This is a genomic window from Rhizobium mongolense subsp. loessense, from assembly GCF_900099775.1.
Classification (GTDB): Bacteria; Pseudomonadota; Alphaproteobacteria; order Rhizobiales; family Rhizobiaceae; genus Rhizobium; species Rhizobium loessense.
On the sequence record NZ_FMTM01000008.1, the window covers coordinates 268668 to 287371 of the forward strand.

Annotated in this window: 15 protein-coding genes; 2 read left to right on the forward strand and 13 right to left on the reverse strand. The window is 60.4% G+C overall.

Translation table 11 applies throughout. From position 1 onward, the window contains the following. Positions 1 to 26: 26 nt before the first annotated feature. The 7 genes from BLP23_RS24190 to BLP23_RS24220 all read right to left on the reverse strand — a co-directional run bounded on the left by BLP23_RS24190 (position 27) and on the right by BLP23_RS24220 (position 9259). The gene (locus BLP23_RS24190) at positions 27 to 218 is read right to left on the reverse strand and encodes a twin-arginine translocase TatA/TatE family subunit (RefSeq protein ID WP_092587284.1); all 192 of its coding nucleotides are present in this window, start codon (positions 216 to 218) and stop codon (positions 27 to 29) included. A 187-nt stretch (positions 219 to 405) separates the two neighbouring features. Then, positions 406 to 1119 (reverse strand): SMC-Scp complex subunit ScpB, encoded by a 714-nt coding sequence (gene scpB, locus BLP23_RS24195; RefSeq protein ID WP_092587285.1) that lies wholly within the window; start codon positions 1117 to 1119, stop codon positions 406 to 408. Next, positions 1119 to 1979: a segregation and condensation protein A gene (locus BLP23_RS24200; RefSeq protein WP_092587286.1), complete on the reverse strand. Its 861-nt coding sequence runs from the start codon at positions 1977 to 1979 to the stop codon at positions 1119 to 1121. Before BLP23_RS24200 ends, scpB begins: the two co-directional genes overlap by 1 nt. Before the next feature lie 20 nt (positions 1980 to 1999). Continuing rightward, positions 2000 to 3013: a beta-N-acetylhexosaminidase gene (gene nagZ / locus BLP23_RS24205; RefSeq protein WP_092587358.1), complete on the reverse strand. Its 1014-nt coding sequence runs from the start codon at positions 3011 to 3013 to the stop codon at positions 2000 to 2002. A 118-nt stretch (positions 3014 to 3131) separates the two neighbouring features. Next, a complete protein-coding gene (locus BLP23_RS24210) occupies positions 3132 to 6170 on the reverse strand; it encodes an SPOR domain-containing protein (RefSeq protein ID WP_092587287.1) in 3039 nt (1012 codons plus the stop codon). 61 nt (positions 6171 to 6231) lie between these two features. Then, the gene (argS, locus tag BLP23_RS24215) at positions 6232 to 7989 is read right to left on the reverse strand and encodes an arginine--tRNA ligase (protein ID WP_092587288.1); all 1758 of its coding nucleotides are present in this window, start codon (positions 7987 to 7989) and stop codon (positions 6232 to 6234) included. Positions 7990 to 8041: 52 nt separating this feature from the next. Then, entirely contained in the window at positions 8042 to 9259 is a 1218-nt protein-coding gene (locus BLP23_RS24220; RefSeq protein ID WP_092587289.1) for a deoxyguanosinetriphosphate triphosphohydrolase, read from the reverse strand. Positions 9260 to 9481: 222 nt separating this feature from the next. On the opposite strand from BLP23_RS24220, the gene erpA reads away from it, so the two are divergent. Both erpA and xth read left to right on the forward strand, forming a co-directional pair. Continuing rightward, positions 9482 to 9814, forward strand: a complete 333-nt coding sequence (gene erpA, locus BLP23_RS24225; RefSeq protein WP_022715352.1) for an iron-sulfur cluster insertion protein ErpA — start codon at positions 9482 to 9484, stop codon at positions 9812 to 9814. A 123-nt stretch (positions 9815 to 9937) separates the two neighbouring features. After that, on the forward strand, positions 9938 to 10729 hold the full coding sequence (xth, locus tag BLP23_RS24230; RefSeq protein WP_092587290.1) for an exodeoxyribonuclease III: 792 nt from the start codon (positions 9938 to 9940) through the stop codon (positions 10727 to 10729). Between the two features lie 9 nt (positions 10730 to 10738). Here the strand turns inward: xth and exoR are convergent, their stop codons facing one another. The 6 genes from exoR to BLP23_RS24260 all read right to left on the reverse strand — a co-directional run bounded on the left by exoR (position 10739) and on the right by BLP23_RS24260 (position 18575). After that, the gene (gene exoR / locus BLP23_RS24235) at positions 10739 to 11539 is read right to left on the reverse strand and encodes an exopolysaccharide production regulator ExoR (protein WP_092587291.1); all 801 of its coding nucleotides are present in this window, start codon (positions 11537 to 11539) and stop codon (positions 10739 to 10741) included. 1 nt (position 11540) lies between these two features. After that, on the reverse strand, positions 11541 to 11996 hold the full coding sequence (locus BLP23_RS34105; protein ID WP_208603192.1) for a hypothetical protein: 456 nt from the start codon (positions 11994 to 11996) through the stop codon (positions 11541 to 11543). Between the two features lie 268 nt (positions 11997 to 12264). After that, on the reverse strand, positions 12265 to 13500 hold the full coding sequence (locus BLP23_RS24245; protein WP_167363965.1) for an OmpP1/FadL family transporter: 1236 nt from the start codon (positions 13498 to 13500) through the stop codon (positions 12265 to 12267). Positions 13501 to 13896: 396 nt separating this feature from the next. Beyond that, entirely contained in the window at positions 13897 to 16737 is a 2841-nt protein-coding gene (locus BLP23_RS24250) for a valine--tRNA ligase (protein ID WP_092587293.1), read from the reverse strand. Positions 16738 to 16854: 117 nt separating this feature from the next. Next, positions 16855 to 17679 (reverse strand): PopZ family protein, encoded by an 825-nt coding sequence (locus BLP23_RS24255; protein ID WP_092587294.1) that lies wholly within the window; start codon positions 17677 to 17679, stop codon positions 16855 to 16857. A gap of 230 nt (positions 17680 to 17909) precedes the next feature. Further along, on the reverse strand, positions 17910 to 18575 hold the full coding sequence (locus BLP23_RS24260; protein ID WP_208603193.1) for a protein-L-isoaspartate O-methyltransferase family protein: 666 nt from the start codon (positions 18573 to 18575) through the stop codon (positions 17910 to 17912). Between the last annotated feature and the right edge of the window lie 129 nt (positions 18576 to 18704).

An 18704-nucleotide genomic window follows, 5' to 3' on the forward strand; every position in this document is an offset into this window, starting at 1 on the left:
GCAAAAGCCACCCGTTCCCGGACTTGTTACTTCGGTTCGTCGGCCTTGTGATCGACTGTCTTCGCCGTGTCCGGCGCTTCTTCGTCGGTGATGCCCTTCTTGAAGCTCTTGATGCCCTTGGCAACATCGCCCATGAGCTCCGGAATCTTACCGCGGCCGAACAGCAACAGCACGATGACCAGAACGATCAACCAGTGCCACATGCTAAAAGAACCCATTACGCATACTCCCTGTTGCGATCTTTCTTCGATGTAAGAGTTTCCGACATCGTTTCCAATATCGAAACTTCCCTTGAATTGACGCTTAATGTCACGGCTTCGCCCATGATGACAAGTCGTCCGGCTATCGAATTATAGTGATCTCTATTGTTTTCGTCGTCGGTGTCAAAACAAAGACCGGACGACGCTAATCTTCGGAGGCGCCGCCGGGCGCAAGAAGGCCCAATTCCTCAAGGTCCATCTGCGTGATCGGATCCTCGTCCTCGGTCAGTTCGTCGCTCATCAAGGGCGATGGGATGTTGAAATTCGCAGGGATGCGGCCGGAAAGAAGGCCGGCACCCTTCAGCTCCTCCAACCCGGGCAGGTCGCGAAGTTCCTCAAGGCCGAAATGATCAAGGAAATCGCGGGTCGTGCCGAGTGTTACCGGCCGGCCAGGTGTGCGGCGGCGGCCGCGGAAGCGCACCCAGCCTGCTTCCATCAGCACGTCCAGTGTGCCACGCGAGGTTTGCACGCCGCGGATATCTTCGATCTCGGCGCGGGTGACCGGCTGGTGATAGGCGATGATCGCCAGAACCTCAAGGGCGGCACGTGACAGCTTCTTGACCTCGTTGTCGTCTCGGCGGATGACGAAGGAGAGATCGGCGGCAGTGCGGAAGGCCCAGGCATCATCCACCTGGACAAGGTTGACGCCGCGCGGCGCATACTGCTCCTTGAGCCGGAGCATGACGCCGCGAACGTTGAAATTTCTCGGCAAACGATCAGCGATGAAGGCTTCGGAAACCGGCTGCGAGGAAGCAAAGACAAGGGCCTCGGCGATGCGCTCGGCCTCCATCTCCGCCTGAAAATTCTCGTGGAAAGCACTCTCGCCTTCACCGCGGCCGATATCGTCTCTGGAATCCATCAAGCGGGCCTCTCCTGCTCGACGACCTGCAGGGTCGCATGCTTCGGTCCCCGGCGCATATAGAGCGGCTCGAAGGCGGCGTCCTGACGGATCTCCAGCTTGCCCTCGCGCACGAGTTCAAGCGAGGCGGCAAAGGCGCTGGCGATTGCCGTGACGCGCTCTTCCGGCGATGCCAGATAACGCAGCAGGTAATGCTCAAGCACCGTCCAGCCGCCGATGTCGCCAATCATGCGCGTCAGCAGTTCGCGGGCATCGGTCAGGGACCAGACGGTGCGGCGCGCGATCGTGACCTGGGTCACGGCCTGGCGCTGGCGGAGCGACGCATAGGCGGTCAGGAGATCGTAAAGGCTTGCCTCGTAAGCGGATTTTTGCCGGTCCGGAATATGCTCTGGCGCGCCGCGGGCAAAGATATCACGCCCGAGACGGTTGCGGTTGACGAGCCCGCCTGCAGCCTCGCGCATGGCTTCGAGGCGTTTCAGGCGGAAGGCAAGTGTTGCGGCCATCTCCTCGCCGGAGGGACCGTCGTCCTTGACCTGCTGCGGGATCAGCAGGCGGGACTTGAGATAGGCGAGCCACGCCGCCATCACGAGATAATCGGCGGCAAGCTCGATGCGGATGCGGCGGGCGGTTTCGATGAACTGCAGATACTGCTCGGCAAGCGCCAGCACCGAAATGCGCGAAAGATCGACCTTCTGGTTGCGGGCGAGGTAGAGGAGCAGATCGAGCGGGCCCTCGAAGCCGGCGACGTCGATCACAAGTGCCGGCTCATGGCTCGCGCGGTCGGCACCATTGTCCTGCCAAAGCTTGTCCATCGGCGTTGCCGCCGCCTGTGTCCACTCCGTGCCTTTGACCGTGTTCACCTCTGCCTCTCTTCCATTGCTCAGACGGTTGCGAACATTCCGTCGAATTCGGCACGGATCGTCGCCTCGTCCGCCTGGTCGACTTTTGGGAAGCCCGCCAGCACGGCATTTGCCCGCTCAAGCGAGGCCCGCGCCAATACCGGCGTGTTTGCCACGACCTGCTGCATCTCGTCCATATGGCCGTTGCAATGCAGCACGATATCGCATCCGCCTGCAATGATATTCGCAGCCCGCTCGCCGATTGTCCCGGCCAAGGCGTTCATCGACGTATCATCGGAAAGCAACAGGCCCTTGAAACCGATGCGCTTTCGGATCACGCCGTCGATCACCTTGCTCGAGGTCGTCGCCGGATTGTCCGGATCGATCGCCGTAAAGACGACGTGGCAGGTCATTGCCGCAAGCTCGTCCTTCATTGCGATGAAGGGCGGGAAGTCGTGCGCTTCCAGTTCATCGCGCGAGACCGGGACGACCGGCAGTTCGTGGTGGGAATCGGCAAAGCCGCGGCCGTGGCCCGGCATATGCTTCATCACCGGCAGCACCCCGCCGGCCTTCAATCCCTCGGCCGCGGCGCGCCCCATATCGGCGACGGTTTTCGGATCGCCGCCATAGGCGCGGTTGCCGATGACGCTGCTGCTGCCCTCCACCGGCACGTCGAGAACAGGCAGGCAATCGACATTGATGCCGAACTTGAGAAGATCGAAGGCGTGCAGGCGCGACATCAGCCATGCGGCGCGAAGCCCCTGCTCGCGATTGCGCCGGTAGATATCCCCGAGCGCCTGGCCGGAGGGATAATGCTGCAGGATCGGCGGGCGGATGCGCTGCACGCGACCACCTTCCTGATCAATCAGCACCGGCGCGTGCCAGCCGACGCTTTCGCGCATTTCGGCGACGAGATCGGCGATTTGCTGCGGTTCGGAAATATTGCGGCCGAAGAGGATGAAGCCCCAGGGCCGCTCAGCCTTGTAAAAGGCCTTTTCTTCGGGGGTGAGTGACAGGCCGCTACAGCCCAGGATCATCGCTTTTGATTCGGTCATATCCGAATCATAGAGGCCTGCTGGGGAATTGCGAGTAAGGTCAAGCGCCATTCACAGGAAAGCAGGGCATGAAAAAGCGGCGGGACATGCCCGCCGCTCCGGATCAACGATCAATCGTTCACTTCGAAATCAGGCAGCTGCCGCCGGCTGAGCGATATTGCTGGCAAAGGGCTGCTGCCTCGTCCTTGGAGCCGGCCGGGATCCGGACGCGGTAGAACGTGCCTTTGCCGGCGATTTCGGCCTTTCGGATTTCAAAGCTGCGGCCGCCGAGTACGCTTGCAAATTTCTTCGACAGGCTCGCATAGGATTTGTTCGCCTCTGCCTCGGACGGCAGCGATGCGATCTGCATGCCGTATCCGCCAGCCGGTGCAGCCTGCTGCGGCTTGGTAGCGGCAGGCTCGACTGATGCGACTTCAGCCGGCTTCGGCTGCTGTTCGGCCGGGCGGACATTGCCTTTTTCGGTCACGGTTCCGACGACATTGACCGGCTGCTCGGCCGGACGGGCCGTCGGTACCGGTGCCGTATCGGCAGGCTTTTCAGCGGCGGGCGGTGTCTGAACCGGGTGGACCGGCTGATCGACCTTCGCACTTACCGGATCTCCAGCGGCAACCTTTTCCAGGGTAGACGTGGAAGGCTGCTGAGCGGCGGGAAGCGGCGGGACGGTGGTCGTTTCAACAGGCGTCGCGCGGATATCGGCGGAGGCAACCTCCTTGCTCGCCGGGAAGCTCGCCGCCGAACCTTTAGAGGCCGTCACAGCAGCAGGCGGCTGAACGGCGGGCTCTTCAACCGGTGCGGCAGGCTCTTCGCGGGCAACCAGCGTTCCGTCCGGCTTGACGATCATCGTGCGGACCTTGCGCGGTGCAACGGCCGGCGGACGATCGCCATCGGGGCCGTCCTCGGCCGCAGCACCGTTCTCCGCCGTGTCCTCGTTGGGAAGCAGACGCGGATCCTGCGTCTCGCCGACCGGCGTACTTGCAGGATTGTCGGCGATGGGTCCGTCGTTGTCTTCCGGCAGAACTTCGGGCGTCAAGGTGCGCTGAACGACATCGACGGGCTCTTCGTCGGATGAAACGAGCGCCTTCTGCTTCGGCGCCTCGGTCGCACCGGCAACGCGATCATAGACCGCCTTGTCCTGGTTTGGCACAGTCTTGCCGCCCGGATTTTCCGGGACGATCTTGACCGGTTCCTTGTCGGCCACGATCACGCGCGGTTCGCCGCCAGCAATGCCGAGGCCTCCGTCGGTAACAACGGAATAGACGCCGTAGGCACCGCCAGCAAAAACGACGATCAGAGCGGCAGCCGCAAGCAGCCGCTTCATGGAACGGGCGCGGCCCATGTCCTCGGCCTCAGCCGCGGATTGGATACGGACCTCGGCTGGCGCTTCGGCGCGGCGAACGGGTTCACGAACGCTGCGACGGAAATCTTCCTCAAGCGCACGCTCGAAATCGTCAAGCCCGCCGGCCGATTGCGGTCGAGCCGCCACCGGCGCTGCTGCAACAACGGCAGCGGCTGCTGCAGGAGCCCAAGCAGGTGCCGCTCCTGGGGCCCAAGCAGGTGCCGCCGCAGCCGGCTCCTTTTGGACCGACGTTTCGAAGAGGCTTGCAATTTCCGCGTCGACGTCGAAATCGAAGTCGTTTACCGGCGCAGCCGGCGCCGGCTGCTCGACGGGCGGCAGCGACGGCACATGCATGTCCTCGACAGTCTCGGGATGGTGGTCGGCCTCGGCAATCATCGAGGCATCGAAGGGCAGATCTTCATCGGCATCGGCTTCAGCGGTCTTGCTCTCCACGGCTGGCGGATGCGACCCATCGTAAAGCGAAGCGGCGGCAACCTGCCCGACCGGCCGCGCGACAACCACGGAAGGCGGCGCTGCCGCGACGACAGGAGCAGGTTCGGGCGTCTTTGCAGGCTCGGCAAAATCCAGATCGGCGAGTTCGAGTTCGATCCCTTCGAGATCGAGTTCGAAATCGTGGCCGGCAAACGGATCTTCGCTGTCAGCATCCTGCTTAGCAGGTGCGGCCACAGCGGGAACTTCGGCGGCGACGGCAGGAGCAACAACCACTGGAGTGGCGACAGGTGCAGCAGCAGCGGGCGTGACCACCAGTGGCTCCCACTCCTCGAAAGGTGCCACCTTCGGCTCCTCGGGCGCAGAGGCCGCGCGCTGAGGAACCGGATACCGGGAGACGTCCGCCAGCAGATCATCGAAATCGAAGGCGATCGGCTGATCTTCGGGAGGTGCTTCAGTCAGCGCGGCATCCGCCTGTACGACGCCTTGCGTTGCGGCAGCAACCAGATCGAAGGGTTCAGCTTCAACCCGCGGCTCCATCGCAACCGACGCCTCCACCGGCGCAGGCATTTCCTGGGCTGGTGCTTCATCCATGACCATTTCGTCATCCATGACCACTTCGTCATGGCGATCGAGTTCGGCCGGAAAGCCCTGCGAAGCTGCCGTTTCAAATTCCTCGGCCGGATCAAAGGCGACCGGCTCGATGCCCGGCTCCATTACCGGCTCGGGCGGGATAACGGGCTCAACCTGCGCAACAGGCTCGGGCTGCTGTTCGGCGGCAGCGACCACCTCGACAGGCGCAACGGCTTTTACGGGCGCTTCAACCGGCTCGTCGCGGCGGGCGGCATGGAAGTTTGCAAGCGGAAGCTTGATGCTGGCAGCCGACCACTGCGGCGCCTTGGCAGGAGCTGACGCCTGAGGGATTTGAACCGTGGGACCGCCGATCGAAAGCTCAAGCTCCTCGATCAGATCGCGGGCACCACCGAAAGCCGGCTCAGACGCTTGGGGCGCGGCCCGATCGGCGTTGGAAAGGACCTCAGCCTCTTCCCAGGCGGGCGATGCGGCAGCCGGCGGATCGACAGGCTCCGGCTCGACGATAACGTCGGCTGCGGGATAGTCGTATTCCTCGGCGGCAGGTTCGGCCGGACGATCGAGGCCGGCGAGCGGACGCGGAGCGTCGAAACGCTCGAATTCGCGGAGAAGCTCGTCCTCGAGATTGAATGCCGGCTCCTGCCGGGGCAGATCAGGAACCGTATTGGCGGCTATGCGCGGCTCGAAGCCTACGATACGCGCAAGCTCAGCCAGCGGATCGCCTTCATCGAAAAGCTCCGTCTTCTTTCGCGTATCATACGCCAGTTGTTTGTCAGCCATACTCATCCCACCCGTAAACCCACGCGGTCAAATGCCAGCGCAATGTGGGGAAATGGTGACGTTATCGCATTTCATCCGGTGCGGCAGTGCCTGTAATGGCCAGTCCCGACTTCAAAACCGAAGCGACAGCATACACCAGCCCAAGTCTGGCAATACTCGATTCTCGGTTCTTATCGTTAACAAATCGTAAGTCCGTTTGATCTTTACCTTTATTCCAGTGCGCATGGAAGAAACTTGCGAGATCATAAAGGTAAAACGCAATGCGATGGGGCTCCTGCGACTGTGCCGCAGATTCGACGATGCGCGGGAATTCCGCAGCCTTCGCAACCAGCTGCAATTCCGCGGGATCGAAGATGCCGGAGACCGCTTCCGCAAGGTCTTCAGGCGATACGTCAAGATCCGGAAACGCCTCCCTCGCCTGGCGGAAGACCGACATGCAACGGGCATGCGCATACTGCACGTAAAAGACTGGATTGTCTTTCGAATGCTCCGTTACCTTGGCGAAATCGAAGTCGAGCGGCTCGGAGTTCTTGCGGTAGAGCATCATGAAGCGAACCGAATCGCGGCCGACTTCCTCGACCACGTCTCGCAGCGTCACGAAATCGCCGGAGCGTTTCGACATCTTCACCGGCTCGCCGTTGCGGTAGAGCTTCACGAGCTGGCAAAGCAGAACGGTGAGCTTCGATTTCCCTTCGGAAACGGCGCGCGCAACGGCCTCCAGACGCTTCACGTATCCGCCATGGTCGGCGCCGAGCACATAGATCATTTCGTCGAAGCCGCGATCGAACTTGTTCTTGAAATAGGCGACATCCGCGGCGAAATAGGTGTAGGAGCCATCCGACTTGATCAGCGGGCGATCCATGTCGTCACCGACTTCCGTCGAGCGGAAAAGCGTCTGCTCGCGGTCTTCCCAGTCTTCCGGCACCTGGCCCTTCGGCGGCGGCAGCGCGCCCTTGTAGACATAGCCCTTGAACGTCAGATCATTGATCGCGGTGCGGATCGCGGCAGCGCCGGCATCATGGAGCATCCGCTCGGAAAAGAAGATGTCGTGATGCACGTTGAGGGCTGCGAGATCCTCGCGGATCATCGTCATCATCGCGTCGATCGCGCGATCCTTGACGATCGGCATCCACTGCTCTTCCGGCATGTTGTGCAGCCGCACCCCATAGTCGCCAGCAAGGGACTTTCCGACCGGGATCAGATAATCGCCCGGATAAAAGCCGGGCGGGATATCGCCGATGCTTTCGCCGAGCGCTTCGCGGTAGCGCAGGAAGGCCGAGCGCGCCAGCACGTCAATCTGCGAGCCGGCATCGTTGATGTAGTATTCCTTCTCGACGGCATAGCCGGCGAAGGCAAGCAGATTAGCCAGCGCGTCTCCGACGACTGCGCCGCGGCAATGGCCGACATGCATCGGGCCGGTCGGGTTTGCCGAGACATATTCGACATTGACCTTCTTGCCGGCGCCAAGCTTCGAGCGGCCGTAATCGGTTCCGGCCTCGATGATCGAAGCAAGCAAGCGCTGCCAGTAGCCGATGGAAAGCCTGATGTTGATGAAGCCGGGGCCGGCGACGGAAACGTCGGCTACGTCGGCATCTTCCTTCAACTTGGCGATGATGATTTCGGCGAGCGCGCGCGGATTGGTCCCCAGCGCCTTTGCCAACACCATCGCGGCATTGGTCGCGACATCGCCGTGGCTTGCATCACGCGGCGGCTCGACGGCAACGCGGCCGAAATCGAGCTCGGATCGCTTTTCCTTGACGATATCAATCTGTTCAAGGGCGTTCTTAATCCTGGCTTCGAAGTCGGTAAAAAGGTTCATCGCACTCTTCCATGCATAGCTCTGCCGCAGCTCGTGCCGCGGCGCCCGCTGCCTATCGCAAATCCGGAGTGCGGTCAAACAATCGCCTGTGGGCGCTGATTGCATAGGTGTCGGTCATGCCCGCCAGATAATCGCCGACATGGCGGGCTTTCGGCGCATCGGCAAGGCCGGCAATATGATCGACCCAGTAATGGCTCTGCATCTCCTTCGGATTGGCCATGTAGGCGGCGAAAAGATCGGTGACGATCTTTGCGGCGCCTGCGCGGATGCGCATGATGTCGGGATGACGGTAGATGCGCTTGAAGAGCATCTGCTTGATCTGCTTGTCGGTCTGCGACATCGCCTCCGAGAAGGTTGCGATCACCTTGCCGGCCTCGCGTACATCCTTGACGCTTTTCGGTTTCGCCTCAGTCAGACGGTCCTGGGCGACGGCAATGACATCCTCGACCATGCGCGTGATCTGCCGGCGCATGATCTCATGCGTGAACCGGCTCTTCTCAAGTTGGGGGTAGCGCTCGCGGACCTCGGCCATCAGTCCGGCGAGGAAGGGAATTTCCTCAAGCATCTCGAACGTCAGGTAGCCCGAACGCAGACCATCGTCGATGTCATGGGTGTTATAGGCTATGTCGTCGGCAATTGCTGCCACCTGTGCTTCGAGGCTGGCGAAGGTCGCAAGTTCGAGGTCGTGGATTTCGCAGTAATCGAGGATCGGCTGCGGCACCGGTCCCCGCGTGCCCTGCCCGTCCTTCGTCAGCAGCGGCCCATTGTGCTTAACGAGGCCTTCGAGGCTCTCCCAGGTCAGGTTGATGCCGTCGAATTCTGCATAGCGCCGCTCCAGCTTGGTGACGATGCGGAGCGACTGGGCGTTATGATCGAAGCCGCCATAGGGCAAGAGCACCTCATGCAGCGCGTCCTCGCCGGTGTGGCCGAAAGGCGTGTGGCCAAAGTCGTGGACGAGCGCCACGCCCTCCGCCAGGTCCTCGTCAAGTTTTAGGGCGCGCGCCAGGGCACGGGCGATCTGGGCAACCTCGATCGTGTGCGTCAGGCGCGTGCGATAATGATCGCCATCCTGCGCGATGAAGACCTGCGTCTTGTGCTTCAGGCGGCGAAAGGCCGTCGTATGGACGATGCGGTCGCGATCGCGCTGAAATTCGGAGCGCGTCGGACTTGAGCTTTCGGCATAGAGCCTTCCGCGCGTCGTCCAGGGGTCTGCCGCATAGGTTGCCCGCTCGCCATTTCCAAAACCCAACGCCTGCCTGTCGATCTTCATTTTTCACCGTCATTCAACACCGCGCAGCATCTCGCCCATTGACGCCGCATCGCGCTCTTCATACCTATAGCCAATATAAACGGCAAAGAGGCGCTTTCTTAAATGCTTTGCCGAATAATGCGTTCCGGCAACGCGTGTGGTAAATTCTTTTGATATCAGCCGTTTGACGTTTCATCGGCCAATATCAATTCTCTCCGGATCTTGACCCCGGCAGGAGGAAACATGACGGATACAAGTGTAACCCTTTCCGACGCGGCGGCAAAACGAATCGCGGCGATCGTCGGTGCCGAAACCGGCAAGAACGCGCTACGCGTTTCCGTCGAAGGCGGCGGTTGCTCGGGTTTTTCATACAAGTTCGATCTTACCGGCGATGCCCGGGACGATGACATCGTCATCGAGAAGAACAACGCCAAGGTACTGATCGACAGCCTGTCGCTGGTCTATATGGCAGGCTCGGAAATCGACTTCGTCGACAACCTTCTCGGTCAATCCTTCCAGATCAAGAACCCGAACGCGGTTGCAAGCTGCGGCTGCGGCACCAGCTTCTCGATTTAAAGCGTGCTCCTGTCTATCCACATCGAACCGGCCGAAGTATCCCCTCCGGCTGGTTTATCGTCTTGTCCGCACGTGGGACGGCACGATAAAGCTCAGGCACGAAGCGGCAAAAGGAACAACCTCATGAAGATCGCGACCTGGAACATCAACGGCGTCAAGGCGCGCATCGACAACCTCACGCAATGGCTCAAGGATTCCGATCCGGACATCGTCTGCCTGCAGGAGATCAAGACGATCGACGAGGCTTTTCCGCGGCTCGAGATCGAGGCGATGGGCTATCACGTCGAGACGCATGGCCAGAAGGGTTTCAACGGCGTTGCGATCCTTTCGAAGACCACGCCGGGCGAGGTGAGCCGCGGGCTGCCGGGCGATGCTCTCGACGAGCAGGCGCGTTTTCTGGAAGCCGTGTTCTCGATCCCCGGCAATCGCGCCCTTCGCGTCTGCTGCCTCTATCTGCCGAACGGCAACCCGGTCGACACCGAAAAATATCCTTACAAGCTCGCCTGGATGGAGCGGCTGCGCCAATTTGCGGTCTCGCGCCTCGCCTATGAGGACGTCTTCATCCTTGCCGGCGACTACAACGTGATCCCCGAACCGCACGACTGCTTCGATCCGAAGGTCTGGGAAAGCGATGCACTCTTCCTGCCGCAGACACGCGAGGCATTCCGCAGGCTCGAAAATCTCGGGCTTACCGATGCCGTCCGCGCATCGACGGACGCCGTTCAGCTCTATTCCTTCTGGGATTACCAGGCCGGCGCCTGGCAGAAGAACAACGGCATCCGGATCGACCACCTGATGCTTTCGCCGGAGGCCGCCGATCACATGAGGTCGGTGGCGATCGAAAAGCATGTACGGGCCTGGGAAAAGCCGTCCGACCACGTTCCGGTCGTCGCCTATTTCGACTTCGCACCATAGGGTCGGAGATTAATCGCTGCCGGTCGCGATCTTGTGGGAGAGCGAAACAGCCGTGCGGCGATCACCTTCGGTCGCGACCGAGAAGGCCTGTTCCTGCAGCGATTCCATCCAGCCGCAATCCTTCGGCTTGCAGCGATCGAGCGCCGCCGTCATCAGCGCCAGGCCGCGAGCCGACTGGCCTTCCTGGAAGAGAATATTGCCGAAGACCGACATGGCGCCAGGGTGGCCGCTCTTGCGGGCCTGGTTCAGCCACTTCTTCGCCTGTTGCGGACTGCGCGTGCCGCCGTCGCCCGACAGCATCATCTGCGCGAGCTGGAACTGCGCTTCAGCGACGCCGAAGGTCGATGCGACCTGGAAATAGAGCTGGCGGGCCTGGCTGAGATCGGTCCGCACCGGGCTGCCGGGAATGCCATGCTTGTAATAGTTGGCGAGCGACAAAAGCGCGTTGATGAAGAAGCCGGTATCTTCGGAGCCGGGCTCCACGCCCTGCTGGGCGATTTCACTGTAAATCTTGAAGGCTTCAAAATCGTCCTGGGCGACGCCGTCGCCGTCGGCATACATATTGGCGAGCGCCCAGCGCGAACCGGTATGGCCCTTTTCGGCGGCGTATTTATAGGCTTCGATGGCCTCTTCCTTCTGGCCGCTCTTATAGGCCTTAAAGCCGAACTTGAAGAGATCGAAGGGACCGGATTCCTTGGTGACGCCTGCATTGATATCGAATGCCTTGGCCGGGGAGGACATCGCCGCCGAAAGCGCGATAGACAGCCCCATAAGCGTAAATCTGAAAAGTCTGAACTCTGATGTCAGCATTTCACTCGGTTTCTTTCGCTTCCATCGCAGACCGCCAGGGCAGCATATACTCCGCTGCCCGGCTTCCCGGCGTATTCCTCCAGGCGAGCGATCCCGCGGCGGGCTCAATGGCCCCTTTGCCCGCGTCGCATCCAGCCTTTGGCCCTTCTTCGAGAGCCTGAATTCTTTGCGCATCGCGATAGACCACCCGCGTTCCGGCCTGGTCCGCCTGCAATGCCTGCGGCGTCATTCCTGCGGAGCGAACAAGCGTCCTTCCGCCCTTCGAATAGTCGTAAACACCAAATGTGACCAAACCGGTGCTGGCGTGATCGCGGTGCCCGCGTGCGGCGACATTGGACGCCGTATCGTCGGGGGAAGGACAGCTTGGGTGGGTGACTTCTGCGTGAATTTTTTGGGCGGAATCGCCTTGCGGGAAAAGCTGAATCGCACAAGAAGCGGCATCAAAGCCGGCGCTCATACGCTCTCTGCCCGTCGCGGAAAAAACTCGACCCATCTTGCTTCTTAAACGTACCCTACGCCTGCCATTCCCTCGCCCGCAAATATCGCTGCGCCCTGTTTGTGGCGGGAAATGGACAAACTCGCCCCGCCGCCATGATATGCGAACTGTCGTAAAAATGTGTTGCTGAATCGTCACAAAATGAGATGACTTGGAGCAAGGTTAATACGGCGGGCGCAAAGAAAAGCCCGGGGTTTTTGCCGGGCTCTTCTACTTCGTTGATGCAAGATCAGAATTTGACTTTAAGTGACGTCGAGAGCGCCGTCACCAGATCGTTGTCGAACTCGTATGTCGCCTCGTCGCCCACACCAACACCGTCAATCGTGGTCGGAGACGAATCTCCGCTCGTCAATATGCCGAGGACGCCACCAAAGCGGAACTCGACGTTCTGGTTGGGCGAGTAGGACACACCGGCACCGAGCAGCCAACTGTCGGTCTGCGAACCGAATTCCTGAGATGTGCCGCGGTCCCAAGTGACACTGACGGCGCCACTCCACTGATCGTTGAACTTGTGACCGACACCGCCGGTGATTGTCCAGCCGTCTCGATAACCCAGATCGAGGGAGGTGATTTCGACACCGCTATTATAGAACGGGATGCGCTGCAATTGGCTCCAGTCCGTCCATTTGACGGAACCGAACGCAAGCCAATCTGGTGCAATCCCCGATTGGAGCTTCAATTCGACAGAATCCGGCATCGCCGTCGACCCCTCTACCGGAATAATCAGCCCTCCGAGGGGATTTAGGGCGGCCGGCACCTGCGTCAGGTCCACCGTTCCCGTGACTTCGTTGAGCTTGACTTCACTGTAGTACATCAAGCTCGCGCGAAGCGCATATTCCGGAATTTCGTATGCTACGCCGGCTCGCCATCCCCAGCCGTCCCCCTCAAGATCAAGACGACCTACACCGCTTCCAGGAAGCCCCAGAAGGCCAAGGAGCTCCGGTGGAACAAGGAGGCGTTCCTTGAAACCATCCATTTCGAGGTAATTGGCGCCGCCAATGACCCGAAACTGACCTGGCCCCATGTCAAATCTGTAAGAGCAGGTCAGAGCATAATTGTCGCTGTTGACCTTCGTCTCGATGTTGTCGTTTGCCCCCGCCCAGCGAGCACCTGGATTGGTGTGAGCACCATAGGGCTGCGAATAATCGAACATGCAGTCCGCATCGCCGATTGCAGCCTTGGCGCCGATACGGGGCGACCAGTAGTCCTCGCTGTCATCCGCCGAGGTGGAATATCCCGGAATGGCATTGAGATCACCGTTTGCAGGGTTGATATCATCCACATTCTTCAGCTTTCGCTGCGGCATCACGAAAGTGGCGGTGGATTCGACCGCAAAGCGCGAAGGATCAAACAGAAGATCGATATTATACCCGCCGCGGTCCAAGCCGCCTGCAAACGATGGCGAGGCGATGGACGAAAGGATGGCGAGCGATGCGACGCCTTTGGAAAACATACGAGATGCCAACTGTGTCTCCCCCACTTAAGCACTCCAATGGCGGCAGAGTGCAGGCGATCGTGACAAATGGCAACTTGCGCCATCTTGCAGCCACAATGCGGGAGAGATGTTAAATTGACGTAAGGAATTGACGGGCACGTCAATATTTTTTGTTCATAAAATTTTATCCTAATACCCTAATCATTTAGGGGTATTTTTGGATTGTCATTCCACACATCGGGTGGTCTGTATCAATCCGACAACAGTCGTGATTTTCGCCCCGCGAGGCCAGTTCATTTCATAAATTCGCAAAACTGTATGTTTGCAGCCGGAATAATCAGCCAGGACGATCGAATCATTCCAACGGCGTAAAAAAGGCGTCCGAACGGACCGGACGCCCTAAGGTATTATACGCCAAGGGGAAGCTTAGGCTTCAACGACGCGCGACAGCGCCACCTTGAGGCTTGCAATCTGGCTCTGGAATTCGGCCAGCCGCTCGCGTTCCGCTTCCACCACGTCCGGATTGGCATTGGCGACGAACTTCTCATTGGAAAGCTTGCCGTTGATGCGCGCGATCTCTCCTTCAGTCTTGGTGATGGCCTTTTCCAAGCGAGTTTTCTCAACCGAAAGATCGATCAGGCTGCCGAGCGGCAGGCAGGCGGTCGCTTCGGCGACGACGATCTGCGCTGCCCCCTTGGGGGCGCTATCGGCAAGCGTAATCGCCTCGACACGGGCAAGGCGCTTGATCGCCGCCTCATGACGGGCAAGCCGTTCGCGTGTCAGATTGTTGGCCTTGACGACCACCAGCGGAGCGGTCGCCGACGGCGGAACGTTCATTTCGGCGCGAACCGAGCGGATGCCGGAGACGAGATCGATCAGCCAGTTGATCTCGTCGGCCGCAGCATTGTCCGCATAGGAGGGCGCCGGCCATTCGGCATGGCAGATCAGCGTGTCGCGATCGACGCCTTCGCCTGCTGTATGCGCCCAAAGCTCCTCGGTCATGAACGGCATGAAGGGATGCAGCAACTTGTAGATCTCTTCGAGAACATAGGCGCTGCAGGCTTGAGCCTCCTTCTTCGCGCCCTCGTCTTCACCGCTGAAGACCGGCTTCAGCAGTTCCAGGTACCAGTCGCAGACCTGATTCCACACGAACCGGTAAAGCGCCCCGGCCGCATCGTTGAAGCGGTAGGATTCGATTGCTTCCGTTACGTCACGTTCCGTACGAGCAAGCTCCGTCAGGATCCAGCGGTTGATCGTCAGCCCCGTCGCCTCCGGAACGAAGTTCGGATCGCTTTTGACGCCGTTCATTTCGGCAAAGCGCGTGGCGTTCCAAAGCTTGGTGCCGAAATTCCGGTAGCCGGCGATGCGGGCCGGATCGAGCTTAACATCGCGGCCCTGTGCAGCCATGATCGCCAGCGTGAAGCGCAATGCGTCGGCGCCGTATTCGTCCATCAGTTCCAGCGGATCGATGACGTTGCCCTTCGACTTCGACATCTTCTGGCCGTTCTTGTCGCGGACGAGCGCGTGGATATAGACGGTATGGAAGGGCTCGACCGGATTGCCGTCCTCGTCCTTCATGAAGTGAAGGCCCATCTGCATCATGCGAACCACCCAAAACGGTATGATGTCGAAGCCTGTGACGAGAACGTTCGTCGGGTAGTATCGCGCCAGTTCCGGGGTCTGCTCCGGCCAGCCGAGAGTGGAGAAAGGCCAGAGCGCTGAGGAAAACCACGTGTCGAGAACGTCCTCGTCGCGCGTCAGGATTTCGCCCGGCTTGAAGTTTTCCAAGAGGTCCTCGACATAGGCCTTCATCGGGCCTTCGTGCGAGAGGTAATGCTGGATGGCAGCCTGCAGCGCCTCTTCCTCGGTTTTCTCAACGAAGACCTGGCCGTCCGGACCGTACCAGGCCGGGATCTGATGGCCCCACCAGAGCTGGCGGGAAATGCACCAGGGCTGGATGTTCTCCATCCATTGGAAGTAAGTATTCTCCCAGTTCTTCGGAACAAACTTGGTGCGGCCTTCACGGACCGATGCGATGGCAGGCTTCGCAAGAGTCTTGTTGTCCACCCACCATTGTTCGGTCAAACGCGGCTCGATCGGCACCCCGCCGCGGTCACCGTGCGGGACCGTATGTATGTGCGGCTCGATCTTGTCGAGCAGGCCCGCTTCCTCGAAAATCTCGACGATGATCTTCCGTGCCGTGAAGCGATCCTGGCCTTCCAGCCGGTCCCAGGCACCATGCAAGGCGGCCGGATGGTCGAGACCTTCCAGGAAGTCCTCGTTGTCCTTGATCGTAACCGAAGCATCGGTATTGAGCACGTTGATGGCACGCAGGCCCGTGCGCTTGGCAACGTCGAAATCGTTGAAGTCGTGTGCAGGTGTGACCTTGACGGCGCCGGTGCCGGCCGTCGGATCCGCGTAGTTGTCGGCAACGATCGGAATCTTGCGGCCGACGATCGGCAGAATGACGTGTTTGCCGATGATCGACTTGTAGCGCTCGTCTTCGGGATTTACCGCGACGCCAGTATCGCCGAGCATGGTCTCGGGCCTCGTCGTCGCAACAACCAGATAGTCGCGCGTTTCGAAGTCTGTGGGCTTACCTTCCTCGTCAAAGGCAACGGGATGCTGATAGCTAACGCCCTCTTCAAGAGGATAGCGCAAATGCCAGAGATTGCCTTTGACCTCAACCTGCTCGACTTCCATGTCGGAGATCGCCGTCAGAAGCTTCGGGTCCCAGTTGACGAGGCGTTTGTCCTTGTAGATCAGACCCTCTTTATAGAGCGTGACGAAAACCTCGAGAACCGCCTCGGAGAGCCCGTCGTCCATCGTAAACCGTTCGCGCGACCAGTCGCAGGAAGCGCCTAGGCGCTTCAGCTGGTTGAAGATCAGGCCGCCCGATTCCGCCTTCCACTCCCAGACCTTCTCGATGAAGGCGTCGCGGCCCATCTCGCGCCGGCCCGGCAGTTGCTGTTCCATCAGCTTGCGCTCGACGACCATCTGTGTGGCGATGCCCGCATGGTCCATCCCCGGCTGCCAGAGCACGTCCTTGCCGCGCATGCGCTCAAAGCGGACCATGATGTCCTGCAGCGTGTTATTCAGCGCATGTCCCATGTGCAGCGAACCGGTCACGTTCGGCGGCGGGATGACAATCGTGAAGGTCTCGGCGCCGGGCTTCTTGTTGGCGCCCGCGCGGAACGCATCGGCCTCATCCCATTTCGCGGCGATTTTCGGTTCGACTGCGGCGGAATCATAGGTCTTGTCGAGCATTTTATGACCAAACTTCGGGGTTTTAGGATGGGGGTTGTAAATAGGATGGCTGACGGCAAGTCAATAAAAAAGCCGCCCCGGAGACCGGAGCGGCTTGTTCGATAAAACCGGTCCCGGTCAGCGGCGCGGGCCGCGCGCCACGCGTTCGATTTCTTCGCGCACCAGCCGTTCGACAAGCGTCGGCAGATTGTCGTCCAGCCACTCGCGCAGCATCGGGCGCAGCATGTCCTCGGCAATCTCGTCCATCGAGCGGCGCTCGGCGCCATCGATCGCAAGCGCAAGCTCCTCGAACGAGCGTGCAACCTGCAGGCCGGCACTCTGTGAAATCAGGCTCTGGCCTTCTTCGGCTACATTCGGCAAACGGTCTTCTTCAGCGTCGGCCGCCAGCGGGACGGCAGCCGGCTGCGCCGCTTCTGCGGCGGCTGGCTGCGGAATGCCAACGCGTTCTGCCTGCGCAACGACCGGGGCCGGAATTGCGGCCGGCGGCGGAGCACTAAAAGGCGCTGAAACAGCTTCCACCGGATGGCGGGCGTCCTGTTCGGGGGATCCGGCCGGTTCCGGCTGACGAAAGACCGGCGGCGCTTCGCGCTGCGGTTGCGGTGCGGTACGCTCCGAGGCGGCACGAACCCGGGCAGCAACATCGGCAAGCGACATCGCCCGCGCCGGCGCCGGCGCTTCCGCTTCGCGGCTGCCTGCCGAATTAGCCGCAACGAAACGCGGGTCGGACATCATCATAGGCTCGGGGAACTCGACGTCAGCATAAGTCTCGTCGACCGTCAGATGGATGTTGGAGTCGATCTCCTCGTCATCGGCGCCGTAGACAGGCGGTAGGGACGGTGAAATCGCCCTGCCCGCGCCCGGCTCATTGCTTTCGATGATCTGGCGGATCGAGGCCAGGATCTCTTCCATGGACGGTTCACGCACTACGCTTGGCTGAGCCATATCTATCCCCGTTATCCCTGCAACAAGATCGGATTGCGTGGAGTGGGCATCCGAATCACCCAGACCTTAGAATACCCCAGACATGAAAAAAATCAGCGCGAATCAAATGAATGTGCCCGTGCACAGTTTTGTTGCGGCAGTCTAGGCCAGCGCCGCTGACGCTTTTGCGACAGGCGGAAAACAAAACGGGCGCCCCGAGGCGCCCGCTTCGTAAATCCTGAAAATTGCGGTCAGAAGACGAACTCTCGAACCTTGGCAAAGCCCGGCAACGGCTTGACAGAAGCATTGAAGAACACGTTTTCCGAAACAGCGCCGTTTTCGCTGAAGAACACCTTGGCGCGGGCGGCGTTGCCGTAGCCCTGAACGGTGACAAGACGGCCGCCCTCGGCGAGCTGGCCGAGAAGGGCCGCGGGGACCTCCTCGACGGAGCCATTGACGAAGATCAGATCGTAGGGCGCGCCGGCACTGTTGCCCTGTTCCAGCGCGCCGGTTATGACGGAAACGTTGGCGTAGCCGGAAAGATTCTTCTTTGCTTCGGCTGCAAGCGCTTCGTCGCATTCAACCGCAACGACCGAACCGGCAAGCATGGCCAGCAGAGCCGAGGTGTAGCCCGTGCCGCAGCCGACTTCAAGGACCGCATCGTCCGTGGTGATGGCAGCGAGTTGCAGCAGCTTTGCCAGCGGCGAAGCTTCCATCAGGAAGCGCGCCGACTTGCCGCCCGCTGCGGGTGAGATTTCGACATCGTTGTCGATATAGGCCAGAGCCTTGGATTTCTCCGGCACGAAGGCCTCGCGCGGCACTGTCAGGAAGGCCGTCAGCACGGAATGCGACGTGACGTCCGTCGTACGGATCTGGTTGTCGACCATCTTTGCGCGTGCTGCTTCGAAATCCATCATATCCTCTCGCCCGTTGAACGCGGCATTGTCACCCGTCCTCTTAATCTCCGCGGCGTGCGCTTTCAAGGCACAGTAAGCAACTGCGGCAAGAATCCTCCCGCTTGAGCCGGCAGCCGTCCGACGCGGCCA

Bases quoted from the DNA above. Each gene is read 5' to 3' on its own strand.
- BLP23_RS24190 (WP_092587284.1), bottom strand. From the start codon at position 218: ATGGGTTCTTTTAGCATGTGGCACTGGTTGATCGTTCTGGTCATCGTG.
- argS (WP_092587288.1), bottom strand. From the start codon at position 7,989: ATGAACCTTTTTACCGACTTCGAAGCCAGGATTAAGAACGCCCTTGAA.
- BLP23_RS24250 (WP_092587293.1), bottom strand. From the start codon at position 16,737: ATGCTCGACAAGACCTATGATTCCGCCGCAGTCGAACCGAAAATCGCC.
- BLP23_RS24260 (WP_208603193.1), bottom strand. From the start codon at position 18,575: ATGATGGATTTCGAAGCAGCACGCGCAAAGATGGTCGACAACCAGATC.
- scpB (WP_092587285.1), bottom strand. From the start codon at position 1,119: ATGGATTCCAGAGACGATATCGGCCGCGGTGAAGGCGAGAGTGCTTTC.
- erpA (WP_022715352.1), top strand. From the start codon at position 9,482: ATGACGGATACAAGTGTAACCCTTTCCGACGCGGCGGCAAAACGAATC.
- xth (WP_092587290.1), top strand. From the start codon at position 9,938: ATGAAGATCGCGACCTGGAACATCAACGGCGTCAAGGCGCGCATCGAC.
- BLP23_RS24210 (WP_092587287.1), bottom strand. From the start codon at position 6,170: ATGGCTGACAAACAACTGGCGTATGATACGCGAAAGAAGACGGAGCTT.
- BLP23_RS24220 (WP_092587289.1), bottom strand. From the start codon at position 9,259: ATGAAGATCGACAGGCAGGCGTTGGGTTTTGGAAATGGCGAGCGGGCA.
- BLP23_RS24255 (WP_092587294.1), bottom strand. From the start codon at position 17,679: ATGGCTCAGCCAAGCGTAGTGCGTGAACCGTCCATGGAAGAGATCCTG.
- BLP23_RS34105 (WP_208603192.1), bottom strand. From the start codon at position 11,996: ATGAGCGCCGGCTTTGATGCCGCTTCTTGTGCGATTCAGCTTTTCCCG.
- exoR (WP_092587291.1), bottom strand. From the start codon at position 11,539: ATGCTGACATCAGAGTTCAGACTTTTCAGATTTACGCTTATGGGGCTG.
- nagZ (WP_092587358.1), bottom strand. From the start codon at position 3,013: ATGACCGAATCAAAAGCGATGATCCTGGGCTGTAGCGGCCTGTCACTC.